This window comes from Thermohalobacter berrensis (assembly GCF_003609645.1).
Taxonomy (GTDB): domain Bacteria; phylum Bacillota; class Clostridia; order Tissierellales; family Thermohalobacteraceae; genus Thermohalobacter; species Thermohalobacter berrensis.
Window position 1 is genome coordinate 1 of record NZ_MCIB01000005.1, and the last position, 23,110, is coordinate 23,110.

Annotated in this window: 20 protein-coding genes; 12 read left to right on the forward strand and 8 right to left on the reverse strand. The window is 30.5% G+C overall.

What is annotated here, in order from left to right; all coding sequences use genetic code 11:
- The first annotated feature begins 389 nt into the window (after positions 1–389).
- From spoIIR to kamA, 7 genes are all read left to right on the forward strand, one after another.
- Positions 390–1,058 (forward strand): stage II sporulation protein R, encoded by a 669-nt coding sequence (spoIIR, locus tag BET03_RS04165; protein ID WP_120167612.1) that lies wholly within the window; start codon positions 390–392, stop codon positions 1,056–1,058.
- Positions 1,059–1,248: 190 nt separating this feature from the next.
- Positions 1,249–1,971, forward strand: coding sequence for a spore cortex-lytic enzyme (gene sleB / locus BET03_RS04170; RefSeq protein ID WP_243096855.1), 723 nt, complete (start codon positions 1,249–1,251; stop codon positions 1,969–1,971).
- 17 nt (positions 1,972–1,988) lie between these two features.
- Positions 1,989–3,359: a germination protein YpeB gene (gene ypeB / locus BET03_RS04175; RefSeq protein WP_120167614.1), complete on the forward strand. Its 1,371-nt coding sequence runs from the start codon at positions 1,989–1,991 to the stop codon at positions 3,357–3,359.
- 179 nt (positions 3,360–3,538) lie between these two features.
- Complete coding sequence (gene murI / locus BET03_RS04180) at positions 3,539–4,351, forward strand: glutamate racemase (RefSeq protein ID WP_120167616.1); 813 nt, start codon at positions 3,539–3,541, stop codon at positions 4,349–4,351.
- 16 nt (positions 4,352–4,367) lie between these two features.
- Complete coding sequence (locus BET03_RS04185; RefSeq protein WP_120167618.1) at positions 4,368–4,784, forward strand: YwiB family protein; 417 nt, start codon at positions 4,368–4,370, stop codon at positions 4,782–4,784.
- Between the two features lie 10 nt (positions 4,785–4,794).
- A complete protein-coding gene (locus BET03_RS04190; protein WP_120167620.1) occupies positions 4,795–5,865 on the forward strand; it encodes a DALR anticodon-binding domain-containing protein in 1,071 nt (356 codons plus the stop codon).
- A gap of 291 nt (positions 5,866–6,156) precedes the next feature.
- Positions 6,157–7,383 carry a lysine 2,3-aminomutase gene (gene kamA / locus BET03_RS04195; RefSeq protein ID WP_279230336.1) on the forward strand — a complete coding sequence of 409 codons (1,227 nt, stop codon included), beginning with the start codon at positions 6,157–6,159 and terminating at the stop codon, positions 7,381–7,383.
- A 114-nt stretch (positions 7,384–7,497) separates the two neighbouring features.
- Here the strand turns inward: kamA and BET03_RS04200 are convergent, their stop codons facing one another.
- From BET03_RS04200 to tpx, 4 genes are all read right to left on the reverse strand, one after another.
- On the reverse strand, positions 7,498–8,745 hold the full coding sequence (locus BET03_RS04200) for a glutamate-5-semialdehyde dehydrogenase (RefSeq protein WP_120167624.1): 1,248 nt from the start codon (positions 8,743–8,745) through the stop codon (positions 7,498–7,500).
- Positions 8,746–9,147: 402 nt separating this feature from the next.
- Entirely contained in the window at positions 9,148–9,948 is an 801-nt protein-coding gene (gene proB / locus BET03_RS04205; protein ID WP_120167626.1) for a glutamate 5-kinase, read from the reverse strand.
- Positions 9,949–10,098: 150 nt separating this feature from the next.
- Complete coding sequence (locus BET03_RS04210; protein ID WP_120167628.1) at positions 10,099–10,653, reverse strand: DUF5610 domain-containing protein; 555 nt, start codon at positions 10,651–10,653, stop codon at positions 10,099–10,101.
- A 101-nt stretch (positions 10,654–10,754) separates the two neighbouring features.
- A complete protein-coding gene (gene tpx / locus BET03_RS04215) occupies positions 10,755–11,267 on the reverse strand; it encodes a thiol peroxidase (RefSeq protein ID WP_120167630.1) in 513 nt (170 codons plus the stop codon).
- Positions 11,268–11,455: 188 nt separating this feature from the next.
- Between tpx and ppdK the strand changes: the two genes are divergently transcribed.
- Positions 11,456–14,092 (forward strand): pyruvate, phosphate dikinase, encoded by a 2,637-nt coding sequence (gene ppdK, locus BET03_RS04220; RefSeq protein ID WP_120167632.1) that lies wholly within the window; start codon positions 11,456–11,458, stop codon positions 14,090–14,092.
- A 94-nt stretch (positions 14,093–14,186) separates the two neighbouring features.
- Here the strand turns inward: ppdK and BET03_RS04225 are convergent, their stop codons facing one another.
- The 4 genes from BET03_RS04225 to BET03_RS04240 form a co-directional block, all read right to left on the reverse strand.
- Positions 14,187–14,759 carry an S-layer homology domain-containing protein gene (locus BET03_RS04225; RefSeq protein WP_183108714.1) on the reverse strand — a complete coding sequence of 191 codons (573 nt, stop codon included), beginning with the start codon at positions 14,757–14,759 and terminating at the stop codon, positions 14,187–14,189.
- Between the two features lie 69 nt (positions 14,760–14,828).
- The gene (locus tag BET03_RS04230) at positions 14,829–16,196 is read right to left on the reverse strand and encodes an S-layer homology domain-containing protein (RefSeq protein ID WP_120167636.1); all 1,368 of its coding nucleotides are present in this window, start codon (positions 16,194–16,196) and stop codon (positions 14,829–14,831) included.
- Between the two features lie 15 nt (positions 16,197–16,211).
- Positions 16,212–17,129: a carboxypeptidase regulatory-like domain-containing protein gene (locus BET03_RS04235; RefSeq protein WP_120167638.1), complete on the reverse strand. Its 918-nt coding sequence runs from the start codon at positions 17,127–17,129 to the stop codon at positions 16,212–16,214.
- Positions 17,130–18,482 carry a carboxypeptidase-like regulatory domain-containing protein gene (locus BET03_RS04240; protein WP_183108715.1) on the reverse strand — a complete coding sequence of 451 codons (1,353 nt, stop codon included), beginning with the start codon at positions 18,480–18,482 and terminating at the stop codon, positions 17,130–17,132.
- Positions 18,483–18,799: 317 nt separating this feature from the next.
- Between BET03_RS04240 and BET03_RS04245 the strand changes: the two genes are divergently transcribed.
- The 4 genes from BET03_RS04245 to BET03_RS04260 all read left to right on the forward strand — a co-directional run bounded on the left by BET03_RS04245 (position 18,800) and on the right by BET03_RS04260 (position 23,040).
- Entirely contained in the window at positions 18,800–20,008 is a 1,209-nt protein-coding gene (locus tag BET03_RS04245; protein ID WP_120167642.1) for an efflux RND transporter periplasmic adaptor subunit, read from the forward strand.
- A gap of 5 nt (positions 20,009–20,013) precedes the next feature.
- The gene (locus BET03_RS04250; protein WP_120167644.1) at positions 20,014–21,237 is read left to right on the forward strand and encodes an ABC transporter permease; all 1,224 of its coding nucleotides are present in this window, start codon (positions 20,014–20,016) and stop codon (positions 21,235–21,237) included.
- The gene (locus BET03_RS04255) at positions 21,230–21,985 is read left to right on the forward strand and encodes an ABC transporter ATP-binding protein (protein ID WP_120167646.1); all 756 of its coding nucleotides are present in this window, start codon (positions 21,230–21,232) and stop codon (positions 21,983–21,985) included. Before BET03_RS04250 ends, BET03_RS04255 begins: the two co-directional genes overlap by 8 nt.
- A gap of 254 nt (positions 21,986–22,239) precedes the next feature.
- Positions 22,240–23,040, forward strand: coding sequence for a transposase (locus BET03_RS04260; RefSeq protein ID WP_120167648.1), 801 nt, complete (start codon positions 22,240–22,242; stop codon positions 23,038–23,040).
- Positions 23,041–23,110 lie beyond the last annotated feature (70 nt).

The window sequence follows — 23,110 nt, forward strand, 5'->3', positions numbered from 1 at the left end:
CATGTAGTTAGTAAATACAGTTGCTAGCTTTTGGTTTCTAGTTCTTAGACAAAAAATTTTAGTTTTGCTAAGAGCTGAGAGCAAAGAGCTAGGAACTGCTTTTAATAGCAAGAACTTAGTACGATTGTTTTCTAATCAATAATCTTCATAGCATTACCAAAAACCAACCACTAACCACTAATAACCAAAAACTGCTTTTTAAGTAACGGACATCTTAGGACTTACTTCCATAGCATAGTAACAGACCACAAAGCATTACTACTTAGGTCAAGTAACAATCTTTCAACTGACAATAACAATTTAACAATTTTATGTAATAATGTTTAAAAAGTACCCTTTCTGTTAATACTATAGTGTGAAGTCATAACTTACTATAAGGAGGAATTAATGTGAAAATAAAAAGGGTACTTCCTATTTTAGCACTTATATTATTTATTACTTCTGTAATTGGTTATTTTTCATTAAAAGATATATATGAAAACAGAGAAAGCTATAAAGAAAAGCTTATTCGTTTTCATGTAATTGCAAATAGTGATTCTCCTAATGATCAAGCCTTAAAGAGAAGTGTAAGGGATAGAATATTAAAAAAAATAAAGGATAAGTTTAATAAAGTATCATCTATAAATGAAAGTAGAGAAATAATACTAAATAGTCTAGATGATATAGAGTACATAGCAGAAAATGAGGTTAAAAGCTGGGGAAAGAATTACGATGTAAATGTATACTTTGGAGATTATAATTTCCCAACAAAAAGTTATGGGAATTTCACATTACCAGCAGGCAAATATGAAGCTGTCAGGGTAGTTATTGGAGAAGGCAAAGGTGAAAATTGGTGGTGTGTCATGTTTCCTCCCCTTTGTTTCATAGATGTTACCCATGGAATTACTAATCCAAAAGTAAAGAAAGAGCTTAAAGGCCTACTAACAGATGATGAATATAGGATGATAGTAAACGCAAAACAAGGAAAGGACGTACCATTAAAATTAAGATTTAAGGTTGTAGAGATAATAGAAAAAAGTAAAATGAAGCTTGCAAATATGTTTGTAAGTAAAAACTAAATATTCAAATTAAAATAAAAAAAGTTGAGGTTTTAAAACCTCAACTTTTTTGTACTTTTATCCTTATAATCCAATAAATTACAACATCTTATTAGTTGTATATTTACATAATTACTTACAGAAAATATAAAAAAGTTCCTTTTTAAAAATTAATTTGTTAAACACACATAAGAGGGGAGGACATATAAAGTTGAGAAAAATAGTCTTATTTACAAGTGTTTTTGTATTAATAGCTCTTTCTATCATGACATTTTATATAAATAATACTACTATAGATACAAGTTCAGAAAAAGTAGCTCAGATGCCTCAAGATTTAACTAGAGTTTTATACTGGGGTACAAGGGGTGAAGATGTAAAGAGAGTTCAATGGACACTACTTAAATGGGGATATTATGATGGAAGAGTAGATGGAATATATGGAGCCAGAACATATAGAGCAGTAAGAAGATTTCAAAGAAAGAACGGTTTAGCTGTAGATGGAGTTGTAGGACCGAATACAGCAGCTGCAATGGGATTAAGCTTTGGTCAAAGAAATACTACTGCAGCTAGGGGTGTAAATCGTAATGATAATGTTTACTTATTAGCAAGGGCTATATATGGAGAAGCAAGAGGGGAACCCTATATAGGTCAAGTGGCAGTAGGAGCAGTTATATTAAATAGGGTTCAAAATCCTAAATTCCCTAACTCAATTGCCAGTGTAGTCTATCAACCAGGTGCCTTTACTGCGGTAAGTGATGGGCAGATTAATCTCTCACCAGATGACACTGCTTTAAGGGCAGCAAGGGATGCATTAAATGGATGGGATCCAACTTATGGCTGTCTTTATTACTGGAATCCGGCTAAAGCTAGGAGTCCGTGGATATGGACAAGAAAAGTTGTCTTAAAAATAGGTAAACACTGGTTTGGAATATAGGCTTGGAGGTGAAAAAAATGGAAAACAATAGATGGATATTACCTATAGTACTTGCAGTTGCATTAGTTTTTGCAGGAGTTTGGGGATACAATGAGTATCAACAGAAAAATGATTATAAGGTAATGCTTAATAACGAATATCAAAGGTTATTCTATGATATGAAGGATAATATTGAAAATGTGCAGGTTTCTCTTTCAAAGGCCCTTTTATCAAAATCTAGAGAGCAGAATGTAGTTTTATTATCACAGATATGGCAACAATCTATGGAAGCACAGGAGAAACTTTCACAATTACCCATAAGACATAAGGATTTATCAAAAACACAGAAATTTTTAAACCAAGTAGGTGATTATGCCTTTGCCCTATTACAGGAACATTTAGATGGAAAGTCTTTAAGTAGTAAACAAAGGCAATCTCTGTTTCAGCTACAGGATTATACTGCATATTTATCTAAGGAATTAACTAATATCCATAATAAGCTTATGACGGGAAAACTTAATTTTAACGCTGTAAGAAGGAGAGAAGATAAGGAATTAGATAAGACAAATGAAAAAATGCTAGATGCAGACCTTACAAAATTTGAAGAAAAGATATCTAATAATTATCCTGAACTAATATATGATGGACCCTTTGCTGATCAAGTATTAAAGGTAAAACCGAGGGGTTTAGGAAAAGGAAAAGTTAATGCTAACCAAGCAAAAGAAATAGCTTCAAATTTTATTGGAAGTAAAAAAACTAGAAAAATTACATCTTTTGAAGAAGGTCAAAATATGAAAGCGGCTGATATACAGTCTTATACATTCAGTATAGCACCAGAGAATGAAGAAAAAGAAAGGGCAATATATATATCTGTAAGTAAAACAGGTGGCAAAGTTGTATGGATGGTAAATCCAAGGCCTGTAAATAATCCTAAAATCTCTGTTAAAGAGGCAGAAAAAAATGCTAAGAAATTTTTAGATGAAAAAGGATACAAAAACATGGAACCAAATTACTCTCTTAAATATGATGGAATTGCATTATTTAACTTTGCTTATAAAGAAGATGATGTAACTGTTTATGCTGATAATATAAAAGTAAAGGTTGCTTTAGATAATGGAGAAATTGTGGGTTTTGATGCTGCTGCATATCTAAAGAGTCATTATGATAGAGATATTCCAGAACCTAAAATAACAGAAGAAGAAGCAAGGGAAAAGGTAAGGGATGGATTTAATATTGAAAACATAAGGTTAGCAATGATACCTCTAGAAGGTATAAAAGAGGTCTTATGTTATGAATTTAAAGGAAAATATAAAGGAGCAGATTTTATAATTTACATTAATGCCTTAAATGGAGAAGAGGAAAAGATATTAAAAGTTATTAGAAATGAAAATGGAACACTTATGATATAAAGAAATTTACAATTAATGATTTGTAATAAACAATTAACAATTACAAAAAAATTGAGAATTGGAAGGCCAACGGGATTGGCCTTCCAATTTTTTTTATTTCCAAATTTCGCTATTGGATATTTATATTTGTTTTCATATAATATAAAATAGGATTAGTATGTAAAGAGGAGGCTAAATTAATGGATAATAGGCCTATAGGAGTATTTGATTCAGGTATAGGAGGACTTACAGTTTTAAAGGAAATAATGGAGCAATTACCAGATGAAGATATAATATATTTTGGAGACACTGCAAGAATACCATATGGAACAAGATCAAAGGAAACTGTTATAAAATATTCCTTTCAGTGTATAAAATTTTTATTAAGTAAGAATATAAAGGCTATTGTAGTAGCATGTAATACTGCAAGTGCCATAGCGTTAGATGAGGCTGTTAAAGCCTTTGATATACCTATTATAGGAGTTATAGAGCCAGGTGCAAAGGCTGCCCTTTCTTCCACAAAGAATAAAAAAATAGGTGTAATAGGAACATCAGGAACAATTAATAGTGAGGCATATCAAACAAGAATAAGAAATATGGATAAGTCTATGGAGGTAATAGGTGTTTCATGTCCCCTTTTTGTTCAGATTGTAGAAGAAGGATGGGAAGATACTGATATAGCTAAGATGACAGCAGAAAAATATCTTTTAGATTTAAAGGAGCATAATGTAGATACTCTAGTTTTAGGATGTACCCATTATCCTATATTAAGGTATACCTTAAGTAAGGTTATGGGAGACAATGTAACCTTAGTTAATCCTGCCTTTGAGACTGCAAAGGCTGTAAAGGAGATGCTAAGAGAGAAAAATCTATTAAATAATAAAAAAATAGAAGAAAAACCAACATATAGTTTTTATGTTAGTGATGATCCTGAAAAATTTAGAAGGATTGGTGGAAACTTTCTAAGAAAAGAAATAAGAAACATACAAAAAGTCGATATAGAAAACTTATAGAGAAAAGGGTGATAATATGAAGGAAGTTACTCTAAAGATAAAGGGAACACAGACTAATTCTGAAGGAGAAGAAAATACCATAGAACTGGTTACAGAAGGGAAATTTTATAAAAAAAATGATACCTATTATATTATATATGATGAGTCTGAAATATCTGGCATGGAAGGCTCTACAACTACTCTAAAGATTGAAGATGATAAAGTTCTAATGCAAAGATTTGGAACTAGCAAATCTAAGTTGGTATTTGAAAAGGGAAAAAAGCATAAATCTCAATACCATACTGCCTATGGAAATATGGATATAGAGGTTATAACAAATAGTATGGATATAAAGATATCTGATTCTGGTAAAGGAAAAATTGATTTATCATATAGAATAAATCTATCTAATCTGGTTGAGAGTTTAAATGAGTTAAAGATTAGTATAATGTAGGTGTTAAAGAATGAAGGATTTAATTGAAATTTTTAAGAAATCTATAAAAAAGCAATTAGAAACAAAGGGAATATATACAAATATAGATTTTGATATTACAGTTCCAGATAATAAGAAACATGGCAACTTAACTACTAATATAGCCTTTAAACTTGCTCCCTATGAAAAAAAGGCACCTATGGATATAGCATCTCTTCTTGTGGAGAACATTAAAAGGGATAATTTAAAAGTTTCAAAGATAGATATAGTAAAACCGGGGTTTATTAATTTCTTTTTAGAGGAAAAATGGATTATTGAAATTGGTAATATTATTCTGGAGAAAGGTGTAAATGTCTTAAGTAGACAAGGAGATAGTTATTTAATAGATGTTAAGTTAGATAATAGTGTTAACAATAATAGAAAAACTAGGGCTAAATCCTTTGCTAATATATTAAAGACAATCTTAGAAATTAAAGGGAATAGGGTTGTATTTAATAAAGAAGAGGAAAAAGATATTGAAAAGATTACAGTAACTACCCATATAAATAAAGATTATATAGACCCAGAGAAGAAAGTCATAAATATAGCTGATATGATATTAACCAAAGATGATAGTATAGTAGATAAAGACGTTGAGGAACTATTTACTAAATCAGAGATAAACCTTTGGGCCCTTTCCAAAACATATTCAACAGATGTACAGATTCCCCTAGGTTCAGCCTTTATAAATAATACTGACAATCTATTTTTCTTTATAGAATATCCATATAAAAGGGCTTTAGACGTTTTAAATATTATGGAAAGGGAAGGCTATTCAGTTGAAAAGTTTAAAACAGATGAAATGATATTTAATTTGCCACAAGGTAAAGACCTTATATTTAAAATATTAGGGTTTGAGGAAAGTGTAGATAAAGCTATTGAATTTAGAGAACCATATAAAGTATTTAATTTTATTTATGAAATGGCCTGCCTTTTTTACAATTATAATAATTTACTTCAGCTAAAAAGTTATTCAGAAAAAGAGATTATGGGTAATCTTTATATACTAAAAGTATTTAGTAAATTTTACGGTGAACTTATTAAAAGCATAATTGATGGATAAAATATTAATAATTTTGTTACGAATTTGCAAATAAATCTAATTAATGTTAACATAATATTGTACGAAGATTAACATAGTTGATTAAAAGGGAACAGAAATATTTCTGTTCCCTTTTTATATAAATTGAAACGGGAACCGGTTCGTGTTTCGTATTTGGAAAATTATTACATAACAATATTTACACATTAGGGATTAAATAAATGCATTTTAATGTATAGTTAATAGCTATATGTAAAAAATAAAAACAAAAAGTTTGGGGAGTGATTTAACATAGAAAGGTTATATAAAGATATTGAATTATGGAAAAATGTCAGTGAAGATGAATGGAATGATTGGAAATGGCAACTTAGGAATAGAATTACTGATGTTGAAGCTTTAAAAAAGATTGTAAACTTAACTGAAAGGGAAGAAAAAGAAATAAAGGAAACACTTCAAGTATTTAGAATGGGTATTACTCCTTATTATGCAAGCCTTATGGATAAAGATGAGCCTAATTGTCCTATAAGAAAACAGGCAGTTCCAACCATTATGGAAACATATGAAAAGAAGATGGATATGGAAGACCCCCTTTACGAAGAAAAGGACTCACCAGTAGAAGGACTAACCCACAGATATCCAGATAGAGTATTACTACTTATAACAGACCAATGTTCCATGTATTGTAGACACTGTACAAGAAGAAGATTTGCTGGACAAAATGATGCTTCAGTGCCAATGGAAAGAATTGAAAAGGCAATAGATTATATAAGAAATACACCAAAGGTTAGGGATGTACTTCTTTCAGGTGGAGATGCCCTTTTAATTTCAGACGAAAGGCTTGAAGCAATCATTAAGAAGTTAAAGGAAATACCTCATGTTGAAGTTATAAGAATAGGAACACGTACACCAGTTGTACTTCCTCAAAGAATTACAGAAAATCTGGTAAACATGCTTAAAAAATATCATCCAATATGGTTAAATACACATTTTAATCACCCTAAGGAATTAACTAAAGAATCCAAGAGAGCAATAAAGATGCTAGCTGATGCAGGTATACCGCTGGGCAATCAATCTGTTTTATTAAGGGGAATAAATGATTCTGTTCACATAATGAGGGACCTAGTCCATAAGTTGGTCCAAATAAGGGTTAGACCATACTATATATATCAATGTGATTTATCAGTTGGATTAGAGCATTTTAGAACACCTGTGTCAAAGGGAATAGAAATAATAGAAGGATTAAGGGGACATACATCAGGTTTTGCAGTGCCAACCTTTGTTGTTGACGCACCAGGTGGTGGAGGTAAGATACCTGTAATGCCTAACTATGTTTTATCTATGTCTCCTAATAAAGTGGTATTAAGAAACTATGAAGGAGTAATTACAACATATACGGAACCAAAAGAATATAAACCTGAACAGCACGTAGTAGATCAAAATAAAGAAAAGCTAACTGGTGTAGCAGGATTATTGCAAGGTAATAATAGATCACTAAAACCAACAAAGCTTAAAAGAAGAGAAAGAAGGGAAAACTATTAAAAAGCGAGGAAAACTCGCTTTCGCCTTTACTATATATAATAGATTAATACTATAACAAATATACTTTCTTACGCAATAAATAAAGGACAAAGGGTAAAAACTTTGTCCTTATATTTATTCTCTAATTTGGCCATCACCGTATATTACATATTTAGTTGAAGTTAATTCCTTTAATCCCATAGGTCCCCTTGCATGAAGCTTTTGTGTACTTATACCTATTTCAGCACCAAAACCAAACTCAAAACCATCTGTAAATCTTGTTGAAGCATTTACATAAACAGCTGCTGCATCTACTTCATCTAAGAATTTCTGAGCATTTGAATAATTCTCAGTTACAATAGCCTCTGAATGCTTAGTACCATATGTGTTTATATGGGAAATGGCTTCATCTACAGAATCTACAACCTTTACAGCTATAATATAATCTAGATATTCTGTAGACCAGTCATCATCAGTAGCGTTTATAACTTCAGGGATAATTTCCTTAACCCTTTCATCTCCTCGAACCTCTACATTCATTTCTTTGAATTTTTCATACATTTTTGGCAGGAACTTATCTGCTATATCTTTATGAACTAGTAAACTTTCTGCTGCATTACATACACCAGGTCTTGAAGTTTTAGCATTAAGTGTAATAGCTACAGCCTTATTAATATCTCCACTTTCATCTACATAGATATGGCAATTTCCAACACCAGTCTCTATTACTGGTACAGTACTATTTTGAATTACTGCTTGAATTAGTCCTGCACCACCCCTTGGAATAAGGAGATCAAGATATTTGTTTAACTTCATTAATTTTACTGCTGTTTCTCTATTAGTATCCTTTATAAGCTGAATAGCTTCCTTTGGAACTTCACACTCTTTTAATACATCTTGAAGAATCTCTACAAGGGCAATATTAGAATTTATGGCTTCCTTTCCACCCCTTAAAATTGATGCATTTCCTGATTTTAAACATAGACCAAAAACATCAACTGTTACATTAGGTCTTGCTTCATATATAATTCCAATAACTCCAATAGGTACTCTCTTTTTACCTATAGTAATTCCATTAGGTCTTTTCCACATAGATATTACTTCTCCAATGGGATCTTCTAATTGAGCAATCTGTTCTAAGCCTTCAGCTATAGATTTTATTCTTTTTTCGTTAAGGGTTAATCTATCTAAAAGGGCTCCTTTTATCCCATTTTCCTTAGCTTTAGCTAAATCCTCCTCATTTGCTTTTATTATTTTATCCTTATTTTCTACTAAAGCCTTTGCAGCTTTTTTTAATACTTTATTTTTATCATCAGCAGATAGTTTTGCTAAAGCATAACTTGCCTCTTTGGCATTTTGACCTATAATTTCAAGATTATCCATATTAACTCCCCCATTTCTAATTTTAAAAGTCTTGTATCGTGTTTTGTGATTACTTCTAAGAAGTCTAGCCTTTGATGTCCGTTACCCAAAACTCAGTTTTTGGTGGTTAGTGGTTGGTGGTTGGATAGCGTTGTTGAGGGATTCGTAATCCCTCAACCTAAGGGCAACCCATTAAAATGTACCTACTTTTTATTGCTCTTCATTCACTTTTATTTTCTATTACTAACTACTAACAAATTCAATTTTTAATTTCTTTTCGTCTTTTCCCCGTGCAACTTGGGGACAGGTCTTAGTTTCACTACGTTCAACGATAAATCTGTCCCCCTCTTTCACTTCAATTTTCCATTTTACATTTTTAATTTCTTTAATTGTCCATTGTCAATTGTAAATTCTCAATTGTCTTTATTGGTCTTTAGATAAAAATAAAGTTCCAACTTCTTTACCTTCTAAAATATCATAAATAATGTTAGGATTTTTTCCATTAGTTATTACTGTATTAATATTAGATCTGTAGCAAATTTTTGCAGCTAAAATTTTAGTTATCATACCACCTGTTCCAAAGGCTGTACCCGCACCACTAGCACTCTTTTCAATATCTTCTGTTATGCTGTCAACCACATGAATTATTTGAGCCGATGGGTCTTTTCTTGGATCATCAGTATATAATCCATCAATATCTGATAGTAAAATTAAAATATCTGCACCTATTAGGGTTGCAACAGTTGCAGAAAGGGTATCGTTATCTCCAAATTCAATTTCATCTGTTGCAACAGTGTCATTTTCATTAACTATTGGAATTATTCCCATATTTAAAAGGGTATTAAAAGTGTTTATTGCATTTTTCTTAGTAAGTGGATTGTCTGTAACTGCTTTAGTTATAAGGATCTGCCCAACTCTCTGATTATATTCTCCGAAAAACTTTTGGTATATTCTCATTAATATAGCTTGACCTATGGAAGCTGCTGCTTGCTTATCAGGTAAATTTTCTGGTCTTTTTGCAAGCCCAAGATTTTCTGAGCCCACTGCTATAGCACCAGATGACACTAAAACTACATCTTTCCCTTGGTTTCTAAGGGTTGATATAACCCTTGTAAGCTTATCAATCCTAAAAAAATTAAGTTTTCCATTTGGATAAGTAAGTAAAGATGTTCCTACTTTTATTACTATAGTATTAGCTTTTTTAAGATGCTGTCTATAATCCATAAACCTTCCCTTTCCTTTAAATATTAAAACTACTTAAAAAATATTAAAATTTATTAATAATTATAACTGTTTTGTATCTATAATACAAGGAAAAATAAAAAGTTGATGGATTACGAATCCATCAACAACATTTTCACATTTTCAATTGTTTTAATGTGTCTCTTCCCATTTATCTAATTTTTCCATTACAAGATCATATGTTTTATTACAGACTTCTGGTAGTCCACCTAATATTTTCTTTGCTTCATTAAATCCCTTATCAATTGCTGCTTTTAACTCTGGAATCTTATCTTTATTTCCTCCAGATAAGGCCATTGCAAAATCAACAATTCTATCACTTACAGCCTCTGGACTTAATGGTCCATCTTTTGATATTAATTTAGCCGCATCTTCCTGAGTATTTTTATTAATTATTACTTCTTTTTCAATATTTATTACGAAGTCTATACTATATCCTTGGCGCACTATTAAATTTTCAACAGCCTTTCTTAATGCTGAATATGCTCTATTACTTTCCTCTTTTAATTTTTTTATTAGCTTTTCATTATAATAGAATTTTGGATTAGAATATGTTGCTTTTTTAAAATTATCTCCTTTTTCATATCTATCTTTTTTCTCTTTAGGATTATTTTTTGATTTAGGACTTTTCATTGGTTTTTTTATTCTGCTTATCATTGGGGTATTTTGGTTAGATTGTATTCTCATAAAATCCCCTCCTATAATACATATCGTCACAAAATTCAGAAAACTTGAATTTGTTGTTTTATATAAAATTTATTATAGGAGAAATTTACATATTCACTAATCTATATAAGCTTATTAACCTCTTCTAATGCTTTATCATAATCAGGATGTTTTGTTATTTCATCTACATACTCTACATATCTTACAATATTATTTTCATCTATAACTACAACTCCCCTACTTAACAATCTTAACTCTTCAATTAAAAATCCATAGGCTATACCAAAGGATGCTTCTCTATGGTCAGATAAAGTTATAGCATTATCTATTCCCTTTGATGCACAGTATCTATCTAATGCAAAGGGTAAATCCATACTTATAGTAATAACTACAGTATCCTTAAGCTTTGAAGCCTCTTCATTAAATCTCATAGTCTGTAAATCACAGACTTTAGTGTCTATAGATGGTACAACACTTATAAGTTTTATTTTACCTTCCATATCTCCTAAACCAAAGGGTTTTAGGTCTTTAGTTAAAGCCTTAAAATCAGAGGCTTTATCCCCTACTTTTATTTCCTTTCCAACTAAGGTTAATGGGTTACCATTCATGGTTATTACACCTTTTCTCTTTTCCATATATATTCCTCCCTATTAAATATTTGCCTTTAACATGACAAAATTGTATTCATCTGGTTACTTTACAATATACCCCTTTTACAAAAGAGTAAACCAAATATTGGATTTTACTTTAAAAAGCGTAACCTAAACAATTTTGGGTAAATTTATTTATATATAATATCTACAAAGGCTAAGGGGGAGTTTGTATGGGAAAATACGTATATCAATTTGAAGAAGGAAAAAAGGAGATGAAGAACCTTTTAGGTGGTAAGGGGGCAAATCTTGCTGAGATGACAAATATAGGACTACCAGTACCTCCTGGGTTTACTATCACTACTGAAGCCTGCAAATACTTTTTTGAAAATAATGAACAAATAACTGATGAATTAGAAAAGGAGATACTTAAAAATATTGCTAAAATTGAAAAGAAGACAGGAAAGAAATTTGGAAATAGCAAAAACCCACTATTAGTTTCTGTAAGGTCTGGAGCACCTGTATCTATGCCTGGAATGATGGATACAATACTTAACCTAGGACTTAATGATGATTCTATTAAAGGTATGGCAAAACTAACAAACAATCCTAGATTGGTTTATGATAGCTATAGAAGGCTTATACAAATGTTTGGAGATGTAGTAATGAAAGTACCTAAAGAAGAGTTTGATAATATCTTAGAAAGTATAAAGAAAAGGGAAGGCTTTAAAAGCGATATTGAGTTAAATGTAGACCATCTTAAGGAGATAATTTCAGAATATAAGAGGATTTTTAAGAAATTTTCAGGTATTGATTTTCCACAGGAGCCTAAAGTTCAACTTCTTATGGCAGTTAATGCAGTATTTAAGTCATGGCAAAACCCAAGAGCAATATCCTATAGAAACATTAGTAAAATTCCACATGATTTAGGTACTGCAGTAAATATTCAGACAATGGTATTTGGCAATATGGGGGATAACTCTGCAACAGGTGTTATGTTTACTAGAAACCCTTCTACTGGTGAGAAAAAATTATATGGGGAATTTTTAATAAATGCCCAAGGGGAAGATGTAGTTGCTGGAATAAGAACACCTCAGCATATAGATGAAATGAAGAATGTCCTACCAGAAAATTATAATGACCTTAAAAAGATATCGAATACTTTAGAAAGTCATTATAAGGATATGCAGGATATAGAGTTTACTATAGAAAATGGGAAGACCTTTATACTTCAGACAAGAACAGGTAAAAGGACAGCAGAGGCAGCAGTAAATATTGCTGTAGATATGGTTAATGAAGGGCTAATTGATAAAAAAACAGCTATAATGCGAATAGACCCAAAGGCTATAGAACAGCTTTTACATCCAATATTTGATAGTAAAGAACTAGAAAAGTCTAAGGTGATTGCTAAAGGATTAGCAGCATCACCAGGGGCAGCTACAGGAAGGGTATATTTTACCTCAGTTGATGCAGTTGGAGCTGCTAAAAAAGGAGAAAGGGTAATATTAGTTAGAAAGGAAACATCCCCTGAAGATATTGATGGTATGGCAAAGGCAGAAGGATTTTTAACATCTAGAGGAGGAATGACTTCCCATGCTGCAGTTGTTGCAAGACAGATGGGAAAATGCTGTATTGCAGGCTGTGGTGATATAGAGGTTGAAGAGCATAATAATAGATTTATTGCAGGAGAAGAAATAATTAAAGAAGGGGATTATATTTCTCTAGATGGAAATACAGGAAAAGTGTATAAGGGAAAAATAAAGACTACAATACCTGGCCTTAGTGGTAACTTTAATACACTTTTAGAATGGACAGATAACTTTAGAAGGTTAGGTGTTTGGGCTAATGCAGATAAGGCAGCAGATGCTAAAAAGGCCTTAGACTTTGGGGCTGAAGGAATTGGTCTTTGTAGAACTGAGCATATGTTTTTTGATGATGAAAGGATAAACTATGTAAGAAGAATGATAATAGCTAAGGATACAAACGAAAGAATTAAAGCCCTAGACAAACTATTTACATTCCAAAAAGATGATTTTAAAAGCTTATTTGAAACTATGAAGGACAAGCCTGTTATCATAAGATTATTAGATCCACCTTTACACGAGTTTTTACCACAGGATGAAAAGGGAATAAAAGAGCTTTCTAAAGAGCTTAATGTGGATTTTAGTAAATTAAAGTATACAGTTGAAAAACTAAAAGAGTTTAATCCTATGTTAGGCCATAGGGGTTGTAGGCTAGGAATAACCTATCCTGAAATATATGAAATGCAGACTAAGGCAATTATAGCTGCAGCAGTTGAAGTTAAAAGGGGAAAAGATGTAGATGTAAAACCGGAGATAATGATACCGCTAGTTGGGATAGATAAAGAGATTAAAGAAATTAGAGATAGGGTAACAGAGATAGCAGATACTATCATATCAGAATCAGGTATTAGATTAAAATATAAAGTAGGTACTATGATAGAGGTACCTAGAGCTAGCCTAGTAGCTGATAAAATAGCAGAATATGCTGACTTTTTCTCCTTTGGAACTAATGATTTAACTCAGATGACCTTTGGCTTCTCTAGGGATGATGCAGGAAAATTCCTTACTATATATAGAGAAAATGGAATATTAGAAGAAGATCCATTTACAACTATAGATGAAAATGGTGTAGGGAAACTTGTAAAAATGGGAGTAGAACTTGGTAGAAGTGTAAAACCTGATATAGTAGTTGGAATATGTGGAGAACACGGTGGAGACCCTAAGTCTATAGAATTGTGTAATAGAATAGGATTAAATTATGTATCCTGCTCACCATATAGAGTTCCTGTAGCAAGATTAGCTGCAGCACAAGCTGCTATAATGGAAGATATTGAAATTGAAAATTAAAAATAAAAAATGGAAAAAACTGGTGAAAAACGGGGACGGTTCTGTTTTTCACAAATGTAAAAAAATTGAAACGCGAACCCGGTTCGCGTTTCAATTAATATTTTTTATTTAATTTAATTAGTAAGCTATTATCCACTAATACAAAGACATCTCCTCTTGGGATTTTGGCTTCAGCTGGGATAACCATATTATCTACAATCCCCAATTCTGTAGCTTTATCTATATAGTTTAAAGGCCATTCTTTATCTTTATCCAGTGATTTATCATATCCTAATATTCTAACTAATACTGCTAATACTTCATCATAAGAAATTTTTCTGTCAGGTTTGAAGGTTCCATCTCCATACCCGTTTAACAATCCTTCTTCTACAGCAATATTTATATATTTTGAAGCCCAATGCTCTTTAGTTACATCACTAAATATTGTATCTTTTTCATAGCTTTCTATATCATACTGTTTAGGTAAAAGTCTAACTATTAATGCTGTAAACTCAGCCCTTGTTATTAAATTTTCAAGTTTTAATGAACCATCTTCATAGCCTGTAACTATTCCTAATGCTAATAGTTTTTCAGCAGATTCCAGTTGTTGAGCATTTTCTACAGCCAAAACTGTACTAGTAAAAATAAGTAGCAAAATCAGTAGAACACTAAAAAGCTTTTTATGCAAAATTTCCACCTCCGACATTTTTAATTATATCAGAGGTGGAAAAACAATAATATTTCAATTTAATTACAATTAGATTACTTCCATAATCTTCAACATATCAATAATAATTTTACACATTTCAGCCCTTGTTACATAGTTATTAGGTCTAAAGGTATTATCTTTATAACCTTTTATTAAACCTAGGGAAGAAAGCTTGTCTACACTTTCTCTACCCCATTTAGGTATATTTTCGTAATCTGAGAAAACTTTACTGTTTTTATTTGAATCATAGTCTTTAAGTATTTTATTTAGCATGGAAGCCAATTCTAATCTTGTAATATATCTATTTGGCTTAAATGTATTGTCACTATATCCTTTTATAATCCCTTCAGCTACCAACTTATTTATATGACTCTTACACCAATGGGGAATGGAAGTTTTATCTTTAAAAGACTTAAGGTTATCTTCTTTATCTAAACTAAGGGCTAGAGAAAACACCTTAGCCACTTCACCTCTAGTTATAGGTCTATTGGGTTCAAAGTTAGTCTTATTTACACCATTTACATAACCTAAAGAAGTTATATATTGGATATAATCCTTTGCCCAGTTATCTTTAATATCTGTGTAATCTTTATAGTTTTTATTTTCCAGAATTGCAAACATATCATAGGGTTTTACCGAGCCTGTAATAAGTTCACCTTCAATTTTCCCTCCAAGGTAAATCCATTCTTCTCTATCATCATTATAGTAATAGATACCTAAGGGCTTACTTTTCATATTTTCTTTAATTTTAAATGAAAGCTTTAATTTTTCATTAATCTTATTATTGTATTCTATTTTGTATATGTTGTATGGTGTGTCTTTAGTTTCAGTAATCATACTAACTGTTAAATCTGACCTGTTCATGTCTTTAGGTAATTGTAATGTCATGTCTTTTACTTTTATAACATCATTTTTTCTCTTTGAAGAGGTGGAAAAATCTCTAATTTTAATAGAGGTATCTTTTATATTATGTTTTAGCTTTGCACCATCCCTTTTAAGTAGAAGGCTTTTTTCTATTGTTATATTCGTAAGGCCCTTTTTTATAGACTTAAAATTTACTGTGCCAATTATTGTGTCTTTATTTAAGGTATTCTCATCACCTACAAGGGTATATAGAATTTCTATTATCCCATTATCGTTATCTATAGTATTCCTTGCCTGAAAGTGTTCTTTATTAAGGAGTTGTTCTCCAATTTTAACCTCTTTGGTATTAGCATTAATATATTTAGGGTCAAACCTTAACTTAATGTGGATACCATATATATTAGATATATTTTCTGTTTCTATTTGTAGGTTAAAATTATGATTAATTTTTAAGGTAGAATTCTGTACATTAAGTTTTAATATTCCTGTATCAGAAGCATAGGCAATATTACATGTAAGTACTAATATTAATATAATCAGAATCTTTTTCATTTTTAAATCCCCTAGCTATTCAGTTAATCTTCTGTTAATAAATATTAGATCAAGTATATCTATTATACCGTCTTTATTTACGTCAAAACTATTGTTTCCAGTATTTCCATATTCATTTGCAGTAAGGACTAAGTCTTCGAGGCTTACAATACAATCATTATTAACATCACCTTCAACTGTAAGCTCTGATATTACATTTTCAGTCTGTCCATCTATAATAGTAATATCTTGACTATACTCATAGTATCCATCACATTTAATATTTAAAGTATAATTTCCTTCTACCAAGTTGTTTATATTAAAGACTCCATTAGAGTCAGCTGTGGTAGTAACAATACTCTCTCCTTTAACTACCTCTACTGTTGCATTACTAATAGGGCTATTATTACTATCGGTTATTGTTCCAGATACACCACCAGTTCCGAGAACTGTATAATTAATACTATTTGAAGTAAATGTAACTTCATTAAGGGTCATATTTAAATCTTCAGTGACTAATATACTTTCACTTCCTATTGATATAGTGCTACTTCCCTTTTTAAGGGCTTTAAAAGTTATAGTTCCAATAGTTTGACTACCAGATAAGGGGGCTATGTTTTTATCTAAACCAAAAACTAATAAAACACTGCCTTCACTATCTTTTAGACTAGTGTTAGTTATACCTTCTAAACTAGTAAAATCGGTTGTATCCTGAAGGTTTAATGTCTTCCCTTCTACCTGTAACAAAGTACTATCATAATTTATTACTATATAACCACCAACAAGGTTATCTATATTATCAACAGTAATATCAACTGTAAAAGTTTCCTGAGGCTTTAAAGATGATAGGTCACCTGATGATAATTGGACAGAAGCTTCTTGTGCATAAGTTAAAGCAGGAAAACAAAATGTTAGTGAAATTAGAATAAAAAAGTAAATAAATTTTTTAGCCATCTATTCATCCTCCCTAAATCTTAAAATAATAAGAATATCCAATAAATCAATTTTGCCATTTCTATTAAAGTCATATTTATCTCTCCAGTTAACATCTGTACTATCTAACCCAAATGCATTAGATACCTCTGATATATCTAAATTATCTACATTAGCATCATTATTAACATCAAGCAAATTAGAGTTGTATTTAAGCTCAGTATTAATGTTAATATCTTCATTATGTATATATACTTCCTTTGCTACAGTATTGTAGCCATTGTTTTGAAAGGTTAAAGTATAGTTGTTAGGGCCTAAATTATTAAAGGAGAAAAGCCCATCCCTGTCAGTATATGTACTGTCAATCCTACTCCCATCCAAAAAAAGATTTACATCAATTCCTCCATGGTTAAAGGAATTCTTTAAAGATACTTGCCCTTCTATAATGTTTCCACCAGAAAAATGGATAAAGTTTTCATCTAAAGCCCATTTATCATAGATAATGTTACCATTAAAGACTGAGCTACCATCTATAGAAGGACCATCCTCACTATTCCACCAATTATAGTTAAGGTTAAGGGTATTTTGTGTATCTCTATTGTAGATATAATAAGTTGGTGCAAGGAATTTATTGTGTGAAATGTTGAGATTTGATGTAGAAAAGTCATTAAAATCAAAAATAACCTTGTTTCCATCAAAGATGTTATCCTTTACTTCTATTTGGCTATCTGAAGCCCCTTGAATCTCTATACCACTATCATTAAAAACATTGCCATTGATATATAAATTGCTTCCATTAGAATTTCTTACTTCTATACCTTCAACGGAAAATGAAGAATTAACAAAGGATATAGAGCCATTAGCATTATATGAAAAATCTATAACAGGTCCTTTAGGATTAAAGGAACAATTAGTAACTGTTATATCTACATCTTCATTAGCTTGTGAGTTTTTTATAACAAGGGGGTCAGAGTAAGAAAAGGATACATCTTTTAGATTAAGATATGGTGAATAGCTTTCTATAATCCTTTTATCAATACTAGATTTAAAGTGGATATTTTCTATGGTAAGGGATGAATTGGACAGTACTTCTATTAAAAGGTAGGTATCATTTTTGCATCCAATAACAGGAGTTCCATCTATTCCAATAATACTTACAGATTTATCTATTTGAGCTTTTTCAAAAGCGTAAAATCCACCACTATCTCTAATATAGATAGTTCCTCCATCTGCTACAGCATTTAAGGCATCATTTAATGTTTGATAATCATCGGGTATAGTTACGTAGTTATTGGCAGAATAGCCTATGTTAAAGGTGATAACTATTAGTAAAATTGATATAAAAATAAGTAATATCCTTTTTGAACCTATCAACTTCACCTCCTTTTAACAAATATAGAAATATTATACTAAATATTGCCAATATTTTGAATACTTTCGACAAACTTTTTAACTTATGCAAACCGGGACGGTTCTCTTTTTCACCAATTATTCCCAAAACTGAAAAAGAGAACCGTCCCCGTTTTTCAGAAATGTAAAAATTAGGAATCAAACATTTCATTTTGTGAACTATATCACTAATTTTAAAACCATATAAAGGGTTTATATACAATTTTTATTTCATTTTGTTTTATTTTCCTATTTACAGGGTATCAATACTAAACAATATATTACTCTGAAAGGAGATTACTATGAAATTAAATACTAAAGTGTTAATTATAACTATAGTACTTGGCATAACAATATTTTTATCATTCCTATTTATAAATGGTTTTGCTTTTACTAAATCTGTAGAAGCATATGAAGTTACTAAAAAGGATGTTTTAAATACTATAATTACAAATGGCAAGATTGTACCAAAGAAAACTATAGACATTAAATCACCTATATCAGGACATATAAAAAATGTATTTGTCAAAGAGGGAGATTTAGTTACTAAAGAAGATACTATTATTACCTTTGATAAGAGAGAAATAACAAGGAAAGTAGAAGAAGCCAGAGTATCTAAGGAATTATTTGAAATCTCATTAGAGAAGTTGCTTGAATATAGCTATAAATCTGCATTAGAGGAGTTAAAGATAGTAGAATTAAATAAAAAAGAACAGGAAAATGAAATAGAAAGATTATCAGTACTTTTTGAAAATGGTGCTATTTCATCTAAGGAATACGAAAAATTTCTAAACCAGTATGAGCAAATTAAGGCAAAATATAACTTAGCAAAAATGAAGGTTGAAAATTTGCAAAGTAATGGAATACAAGCTAAGGAGCTTAGGGCAAAAATAAAACAGGCAAATACTATCTTAGAAAGTACTAAATTATTAAAGGCTAAATATGACATCAAAGTTCCATTTAAAGGAAATATATCTAAACTTTATTCTAAAGAAGGCCTATTTGTAACTGTTGGAGAAAGTCTCGTGACATTAGAAGATTTAAGGGAATTATATGTAGATATTCAATTGGATGAAAGGGAAATTTCATCTCTAAAAATAGGGCAAAAAGCCTTAATTTCAAGCCAAGCTTATCCTCAACAGAAAATTAATGGTGTTGTAGATTATATCTCCCCTTCAGTAGATGAAAATAGGGGAACTGTGGATGTAAAAATAAAGCTAGAAAACCCACCAAATAACTTGAAAACAGGCCTTACAGTTTCAGCAGAAATAATAACTGATAGCATAAAATCTGCTCTAGTAATCCCTAAGGACTTTATAGAAAGAGAAGATAATAGTCTCTATGTTTGGACCGTTGATAATATGGATTATGCCATTAAGAAAAAAATTAATGCTAAATTTGAAACTATTGATGCTGTAATAGTAGATAAAGGTGTTACAGAAGGTGATATTGTATTAAGACCAAATAATCTTGAAGAAGGACAAAAAGTTAAGGCATTAATAAAGGAGTGATATAGATGCCTATTGAGTTTATGCTTTCTTGGAAATTCCTTAAGTCTGGGAAGTTTCAAACAATATTAATACTGTTAGGTATAACTGTAGGTGTTTCAATATTGGTTTTTATAGGCTCTTTAATTGATGGGTTGCAAAAGGATCTAATTAATAGAACTATAGGAAACTCTCCACATATTGTAATAACATCTAAGACAGACATTCCTAGGGCACAAATTGAAGGTAATAACATATATAAAAATGTAAAATTATTAAAAGCAAATAATCAAGATAATAATATATCTTCATTTCAGGACTATAACCAATTAATTATTAAAAATCAAAATGTTAATGTTATTTCTCCTACAGTAACAGCCTCTGGATTCATTAACAAATCAAAAAGTAATAGCCCAATTACAATTAAGGGGATCAATTTAGATAAGGCAGATAAAATATACAATGTAAAGGATAGAATTATATCGGGATTACCAATTATATCAGGGAATAATATTTTAATTGGGAAATCAATAGCAAATGACTTAGAAATTAAAGTTAATGATATAGTAACTGTAACAACCCCAAATGGAAATAGAGATTTATTTACTGTTAGTGGTATTTTTGACTTAGAAAACGAATCAATAAATAAAACCTGGGCATTAATCGAAATCAATAGAGCTCAGAAGCTATTAAGATTAGATGGTGACATATCATCCATTGAAATTCAAGTAAATGAAGTCTTTTCTGCAGAAGATACCTCAAAAAGTCTTGAAAGAGTTTTAAATGAGGATTTCAATGTTGAAAGTTGGCAAGAAACTAATGCTCAAATTTTGACAGCTTTAAATAGTCAATCAAGTTCAACCTTATTAATTCAAGTTTTTGTTGTTATAGCTGTAACTTTAGGTATAGCAAGTGTTTTAGCTATTTCAGTTATACAAAAATCTAGACAAATAGGTATATTAAAGGCAATGGGGATAAAGACAAAAAGTGCCAGTTTTATATTCTTGATTCAAGGTTTTTTGTTAGGGTTTGTTGGCTCAATTATAGGAAGTGGATTTGGAATGTTATTATCAAAGCTATTTGTAACCTTTGTCAGACAAGATAACGGTGAACCACTATTCCCTATAGATATAGACTTAAAACAAATTTTAGTTGTAATATTAATATCTACATTAGCCTCAACCTTTGCAGCAATTGTACCAGCAAGGCGTTCAGCTAGGCTTAACCCCATTGAGGTGATAAGAAATGGATAATTTACTCCAATTAAAAAATATTAAAAAGGTATATGGAACTAAAATAAAAACAGAAGTACTGCATGGTTTAAATATATCATTCAAAAAAGGTGAGTTTGTATCTATAATAGGTCAGTCAGGGTCAGGTAAAAGTACACTTTTAAACATAATAGGCACATTAGATAAGCCTACAGAAGGAGAAATATTATTTAAGGAAAAAAGATTAAACCACATGAATGGAAAGGAGCTATCAACATTTAGAAATGATAATGTAGGTTTTATTTTTCAATTTCATTATTTATTACCAGAAGTAAATGTATTAGAGAATGTGTTAATGCCTGCCTGGATTTCTAAAGGTAGAACTCCATCTAAAGATGTTATAAAAAGGGCTAAAAGACTTATAGAAATTGTAGGTGTAAAGGATAGAATGTACAATAAACCAAATGAACTTTCTGGGGGACAAAGACAAAGAATTGCAATTGCAAGGGCTCTAATAAATAATCCAGCATTAGTCTTGGCAGATGAACCTACTGGAAATTTAGATAGTGATTCTACCGATAAAGTATATGAACTTTTAAGGGATATAAATAAGGAATTTAAATCAACATTTATTATAGTAACCCATGATATGCATATAGCTGCAAAAGCAGATAGGGTTATTGAAATTAAAGATGGTAATGTAATTAGAGATGTAAATAACATAGGAAAGAATGAAATTGAATCATTTAAGGATTTTACACCAACCTCATGCTTCTTATGTGAAAAATAGTATATCAATTAGGTAAAAAACCTCTAACTTTATTTGTTAGAGGTTTTTTTATTCGACAAACTTTTTAACTTATGCAAACAGGGACGGTTCTCTTTTTCACCAATTATTCCCAAAACTGAAAAAGAGAACCGTCCTCGTTTTTCACAAATGTAAAAAATAGGAATTCTTATGTTTTGTTTAGAAGAAGTAAAGGGTATAAAATAAAGGAAATTGTCTTTTGTTGTTGAATTATAAAAAGAATAGGAAGTGATTTTATGCCTAGAAGGCCTAGAAAAAGAAGCTCTACAGGTATATACCATGTAATGGAGAGGGGTAATCAAAAAAAGAATATTTTTCATGACTATGAAGATAGGCAAATGTTTATTGACATATTAAAGATAAAAAAGATAAAACTTAAATTTACCCTTTATGCCTATTGTCTAATGAATAATCACATACATTTACTTATAAACGAAAATTCTGAGGATATATCATATATAATGAAATCTATTAATGTCAGCTATGTTAAATACTACAATAAAAAATACAAAAGATGTGGACATCTTTTTCAAGGTAGATTTAAAAGTGAATGTGTGGATAATGAAAGTTATCTTTTATCTGTTTTAAGATATATTCACCAAAATCCTGTAGATGCTAGAATAGCTTTAAAGTGTATTGATTATGATTGGAGTAGTTATAAAGAATATATCTATCCTAATAAAAAATCTTATAGTCTAATAGACAGAAATTTTATATTAAAGCAGTTTTCCACAGATCCATATAAGGCTGTGGATTATTTTAGAGATTTTCACGATCAATCTTCAAATAATCCACATCTAGATATTACAGAAAATAAAAATTTATTTATACAAAGCTTAAAAGATGCAGAAGAGTTTCTAGAGAATTATTGTAATGAAAATAATGTAACCCTTAAATGGCTAAAAGAACAAGGGAAAAGGGGTAATAGACTTTTATATAATGCTATTTTATTTTTAAAAAACAATTCTTGTCTTACATATGAAGAAATATCAAAAATTGTAGGTGTAAGTATATCAACCGTTAGTAGGGTTAAGTAGAAAATGGAAAATAATGGTGAAAAAGAGAACCGTCCCGGTTTTTCAGAAATGTAATATATTGGAATTTAAG

Bases quoted from the DNA above. Each gene is read 5' to 3' on its own strand.
- murI (WP_120167616.1), top strand. From the start codon at position 3,539: ATGGATAATAGGCCTATAGGAGTATTTGATTCAGGTATAGGAGGACTT.
- BET03_RS04185 (WP_120167618.1), top strand. From the start codon at position 4,368: ATGAAGGAAGTTACTCTAAAGATAAAGGGAACACAGACTAATTCTGAA.
- BET03_RS04235 (WP_120167638.1), bottom strand. From the start codon at position 17,129: ATGGCTAAAAAATTTATTTACTTTTTTATTCTAATTTCACTAACATTT.
- ypeB (WP_120167614.1), top strand. From the start codon at position 1,989: ATGGAAAACAATAGATGGATATTACCTATAGTACTTGCAGTTGCATTA.
- BET03_RS04260 (WP_120167648.1), top strand. From the start codon at position 22,240: ATGCCTAGAAGGCCTAGAAAAAGAAGCTCTACAGGTATATACCATGTA.
- BET03_RS04190 (WP_120167620.1), top strand. From the start codon at position 4,795: ATGAAGGATTTAATTGAAATTTTTAAGAAATCTATAAAAAAGCAATTA.
- tpx (WP_120167630.1), bottom strand. From the start codon at position 11,267: ATGGAAAAGAGAAAAGGTGTAATAACCATGAATGGTAACCCATTAACC.
- BET03_RS04230 (WP_120167636.1), bottom strand. From the start codon at position 16,196: ATGAAAAAGATTCTGATTATATTAATATTAGTACTTACATGTAATATT.
- BET03_RS04245 (WP_120167642.1), top strand. From the start codon at position 18,800: ATGAAATTAAATACTAAAGTGTTAATTATAACTATAGTACTTGGCATA.
- BET03_RS04255 (WP_120167646.1), top strand. From the start codon at position 21,230: ATGGATAATTTACTCCAATTAAAAAATATTAAAAAGGTATATGGAACT.
- BET03_RS04210 (WP_120167628.1), bottom strand. From the start codon at position 10,653: ATGAGAATACAATCTAACCAAAATACCCCAATGATAAGCAGAATAAAA.
- BET03_RS04200 (WP_120167624.1), bottom strand. From the start codon at position 8,745: ATGGATAATCTTGAAATTATAGGTCAAAATGCCAAAGAGGCAAGTTAT.
- BET03_RS04250 (WP_120167644.1), top strand. From the start codon at position 20,014: ATGCCTATTGAGTTTATGCTTTCTTGGAAATTCCTTAAGTCTGGGAAG.
- proB (WP_120167626.1), bottom strand. From the start codon at position 9,948: ATGGATTATAGACAGCATCTTAAAAAAGCTAATACTATAGTAATAAAA.
- ppdK (WP_120167632.1), top strand. From the start codon at position 11,456: ATGGGAAAATACGTATATCAATTTGAAGAAGGAAAAAAGGAGATGAAG.